General features: G+C 57.8%; 6 protein-coding genes. All 6 read left to right on the top strand.

Annotated features, from left to right (window positions below):
- The coding region (locus tag APH30_RS26325) for a phage tail tip lysozyme (RefSeq protein WP_054914171.1) at positions 1–1,174 on the top strand (1,174 nt) is incomplete at its 5' end.
- Entirely contained in the window at positions 1,171–1,803 is a 633-nt protein-coding gene (locus tag APH30_RS26320) for a phage baseplate protein (RefSeq protein ID WP_054914170.1), read from the top strand. The genes APH30_RS26325 and APH30_RS26320, both read left to right, overlap by 4 nt.
- Positions 1,800–2,102 (top strand): hypothetical protein, encoded by a 303-nt coding sequence (locus APH30_RS26315; protein WP_054904532.1) that lies wholly within the window; start codon positions 1,800–1,802, stop codon positions 2,100–2,102. The genes APH30_RS26320 and APH30_RS26315 overlap by 4 nt, the downstream gene beginning before the upstream one ends.
- Entirely contained in the window at positions 2,095–3,060 is a 966-nt protein-coding gene (locus tag APH30_RS26310; RefSeq protein WP_054904531.1) for a hypothetical protein, read from the top strand. Before APH30_RS26315 ends, APH30_RS26310 begins: the two co-directional genes overlap by 8 nt.
- Positions 3,057–3,701: a Gp138 family membrane-puncturing spike protein gene (locus tag APH30_RS26305; RefSeq protein WP_082416264.1), complete on the top strand. Its 645-nt coding sequence runs from the start codon at positions 3,057–3,059 to the stop codon at positions 3,699–3,701. The genes APH30_RS26310 and APH30_RS26305 overlap by 4 nt, the downstream gene beginning before the upstream one ends.
- 38 nt (positions 3,702–3,739) lie before the next feature.
- Positions 3,740–3,979 (top strand): hypothetical protein (locus APH30_RS26300; protein ID WP_054914169.1); only part of this gene is annotated, 240 nt, incomplete at its 3' end.

The raw sequence follows: 3,979 nt of genomic DNA, 5'->3' as shown, positions 1-3,979 counted from the left end.
TATGGGAAATACGATCGCTGGTGAGCTAACCCCGGCGCTAGCAGAAATGGCCGAGGACTTCACCCAGTTCTATCGGGACAACAAGGAGATGATTCACTCTGGTCTCGAAAGCTTTTTCGGTGCGGTGGCGAAGAACATAGAAGGTGTGGCAGCAGCCATGGCCCTGATGGGCGGAGCTTCAGTCCTGAAAGGGCTTGCAGCACTAAAAGCCATTCTCAACTTGGGTAAAAATGGTGCACCTCCCGCCGCCGGGTCGCCAGGCGGGCCTTTACCAAAAGGAGGGCCAGGATCTCCTCCCTGGGTACCTATTGCCGCCAGTACCACTGCTGTCGGCTTGCTAGCCGCCCTTTACTCCCCATCATTGAATGTTGGCGAGGATGACGAAGTAGCAAAAATTCGGATGAAGAATGGAGGCGCAGACGGCGCGGGCCCTGTCATTGATTATCTACGCTCCAAAGGTCTGACCGACACGATTGCCAAAGGCATAGCCGCAAACGTCCAAGCAGAGAGCGGCTTCGATCCGAATGCAGTGGGCGATGGCGGTAAAGCGTACGGACTGCTGCAGTGGCATCCATCTAGGCAGGCGGATTTTGCAGCGTACCTTGGCAAAAACATTCGCGAATCAACATGGCAGGAACAGCTCGATTTTGCCGTGTACGAGGCGACCAAAGGAAAAGAGAAGGCAAATTGGGCGAAGGTCGAGAATTCCCAGTCTCCTTCAGAGGCGGCTTCCACCTACTCTCAGTACGTTATCCGTCCCGCCGAAAGGGAAAAGAGGGCTCAGGAGCGCGCCGAGATAGCCGCTAGCTACGGAGCCACCAGGCCGCAGTCCAGCGCACCCATTCTCGACCTGAGCGATCCAGAGCAGTGGAAGAAAACCCAGGCAGGGCTTGCTAGCGGCCCAGGCGTTTTGGACAGGATCGATGCCTGGGCCAAGTCGCAGCGCCGTGCGCCAGAAACATACAACGCCAGCGATGTAGTGGCGCCTCCCGCCACCACTCAGACTCCTGCTTCATCTTCACAGGATGGCGAGTGGCGGCCAGTTGAGCGCAACGACAACCGTCAGTATCACTTCCATGGCGCTGATATCGGCAAGGTCAAGCAGGTGCTCAGCGAGGAGATTTCTACGTTGATCGACCACACCACCAAAGACTTCAAGAGCGCTGAACGATGAGCACGACTGAAGGTTTGATGAGCTTCTTCTCGAAGACGGTTCCTGAAATCAACAAAATCGAGTTCGATGCCAAACTTGAGGGAATGACCAGCAAAGCGGTTCAGCTGACCCAGTTTCCGGTCGAAGTTGGGGCAAGCATCAACGATCACGCTGTTCTTCTGCCGGACCGATACTTGTTGACTGGAGCTGTATCCAATACGCCACTCGGCATTGGCCTGAGCGATATTGGCATGATGGGTGTAGGGGCTGCCGCTACGGCGGCCGGCGGCGTAGGAGGAGCTGCCATCTCAACCGTGGCCGCTTACTTGCTTTCGGGTAGCGAAGGCACGCGGGCGGCGACGGCCTGGAAGGCGCTCTCGGCTCTGCTGCAATCGAGAACCAGGTTCGAGCTGGTTACAGAGTACGAAACTCTCTACAACATGGTGCTCATACGTCTGGATCAGCGCACGCGCCCTGAGGACGAGGATGGCCTTGTGTTTGTGGCCGAGCTTCAGCAGGCCAGGGTCATAAGTTCGCAGGTGAGCCGTGGCGTGACTTCGGCCGATCAACTACTGAAAAACGATCCGGTGGCCACTCAGGGCGCGCCTATGGTGTCGTCCGGATCTGTGGCAGTCGAGGTTCTCCCATGAGCCGCTACAAGGTGCAGGTACAGGCCCTGCCAGCCCAGGATTTCACCGCCCAGCTCGGAGCCAACACCCTGACTATTGAGCTGCAGTGGGCCGTTCGGCTTCAAGTGTTTCAGGTGAACATCAGGGCAGCATCTGGTGCTCTGCTCACGGCTGGCCGCTACCTGCTGCCTGGCGTGAACCTGCTGTCCGGGATTTATCCGCCGCCGAAGGTGGCATATGGCTCGCTGACGCTGGAAGGCGCCCAGCCGACGCCTGAAAACCTTGGCATTGACAACATGCTGGTATGGTCTGATGACTGATGAAATCTTCTCGCGGCGCTATAGGCTCAAGTTGGGTCGAAAGGCTGGAAGCTTGATTTACGAGATGAATCCTGCCAACAAAGCTCCCGCAGCAGACAACCTACCAGTTGGTGACGGCCTCCGAATAACCTTTCAGATAATTCACTTCGCCGGAAATGCACTCAGCGTTGCAGAGATTGCGATCTACAACGTATCCGACCGATCCGCACGGCAGATGCTTGGAGATGGAGCTGAGAGCAAATATGAGTTCATTTCCCTGGAGGCTGGATACGAAAGCAATTTTGGCTCCATTTTCCTAGGCCAGATTACCAACGTAGAGCGCTTCATGGAGGACGGGGGGGCGACCAGCGGAATCAGGTTTTTCTGTCAGTCTCAGGCTAAAGACCGCGACCAGCGAATCATCAATCTGACCCTCGCACCTGAGACGGACCCAGTACAGATTATCGAAGAGTGCGCTTCCTACTTCGGCGCCGAGATCCAGTTCTTTGGAGACTTTTCAGGCCTCAAGCGCAGGTCTGGGGGAACCGTCTTGCAGGGAGCGCTTGTCTCGCGCATGAACGAGCTTGCGGCCGCTTATGAGTTCGACTGGATGGTCGAAAACGATGCGATGAAGATCATCAAAAAGGGGTTCGCCATGCCAGTAAAGGCCACGATCAGTGCGACTACCGGCATGATCGGGTCACCCGTGGTTACTGATACCGAGGTGGGCATTCGCTGCGCGTTGAACCCTAAGCTGAAGCTGGGCGACTCCATCAAGCTGGAGTCTATGGCACCGCGTTTCGAATTTTCTGACGTGTTCTTCTACAAGGTTCCACGGACCATTGGCGAAGGCCTCTACAAAATCTACTCCCTGGCCGTCATCGGTGACTCCCACGGCGACCCGTGGGAAACCCAGATCAGCTGCTTGCGGCTCGACACGATGGCGCAGTCTGGAATCTCTGATAGGGCGACCCGATGAAAGACCCATTGGCCTCCCGCACACGGGAACAGTTCGCCAAGATGCTGCGCGAGATCTTTGGCGAGTACCTCAAGGACAACGTACGCACCAGCGTTCCTGGGCACGTTCTGAGCTTCGACCCCGCTACGCAGCTGGCCCAGGTGCAAATCGGCCTGATGATCGAAGACCGGCTTGGCAACGCCGAACCACGCCGGCCTATCGTCCGCGTTCCAGTTCAATTCTGGGGCGCTTCCGGGGGAACTTTGGAGTGCCGGGTGGCCGAAGGCGTCGAGGGGTCGATCATGTTCTCGCAAGAGTGCATCGATTCCTGGGTCGACCAAGGCGGCGTAGCGGCGAAGTCCGAGCCGCGGCGGTTCTCCATGAACGATGCCTACTTCATGCCTGGCGTGCGATCTGTACCAGGGGCGATCACCGACTTCGCCAATGACGGCATCCGCCTGCGCAACAACAGCGGGTCGATGTACGCCTGGCTTAAGGATGACACCTCAATATCGCTTAGCAACGGCGCCGGGTTCATCACTATCGGCGCCGACGGCACGGTAAACATAAACGGGGTGACCATCAGTCCTGCCAGCCTGGTAACCACGCCGAACGACGTTTTCGCCGGCCCGATCAGCTTGAAGCTGCACAAGCATTCCTGAGTTCAGCCAGGCACTGGCACCAGCGGGGTATCCGTTCCATGACCGTACGCAAGCTCGACGCCAACGGCGACCTGGCCATGGGCCAGGAAAAGCTGCTGACCGGCTATTCAGCCGAAGAGGTGGCGCAGAACGTCCGCACCCGGCTCAAGTTCTTCCTGGGCGAGTGGTTCCTGAATACGGCTGACGGAACCGACTGGTTCGGCGGAGTCCTGGGTAAGGGATCGCGCCTGGCTACGCGCGAATCGATCATCCGCCGGCGCATCCTGCTCACCCCGGGC

Source organism: Pseudomonas sp. NBRC 111127 (assembly GCF_001320345.1).
GTDB lineage: Bacteria > Pseudomonadota > Gammaproteobacteria > Pseudomonadales > Pseudomonadaceae > Aquipseudomonas > Aquipseudomonas juntendi.
Note: the sequence above shows the minus strand (reverse complement) of the source record. Positions and strands in the feature narration are given on the sequence as shown.

What these genes read in the sequence shown, in the direction of transcription:
- APH30_RS26320 (WP_054914170.1), top strand. Translation starts at nt 1,171, where the DNA reads ATGAGCACGACTGAAGGTTTGATGAGCTTCTTCTCGAAGACGGTTCCT.
- APH30_RS26315 (WP_054904532.1), top strand. Translation starts at nt 1,800, where the DNA reads ATGAGCCGCTACAAGGTGCAGGTACAGGCCCTGCCAGCCCAGGATTTC.
- APH30_RS26310 (WP_054904531.1), top strand. Translation starts at nt 2,095, where the DNA reads ATGACTGATGAAATCTTCTCGCGGCGCTATAGGCTCAAGTTGGGTCGA.
- APH30_RS26305 (WP_082416264.1), top strand. Translation starts at nt 3,057, where the DNA reads ATGAAAGACCCATTGGCCTCCCGCACACGGGAACAGTTCGCCAAGATG.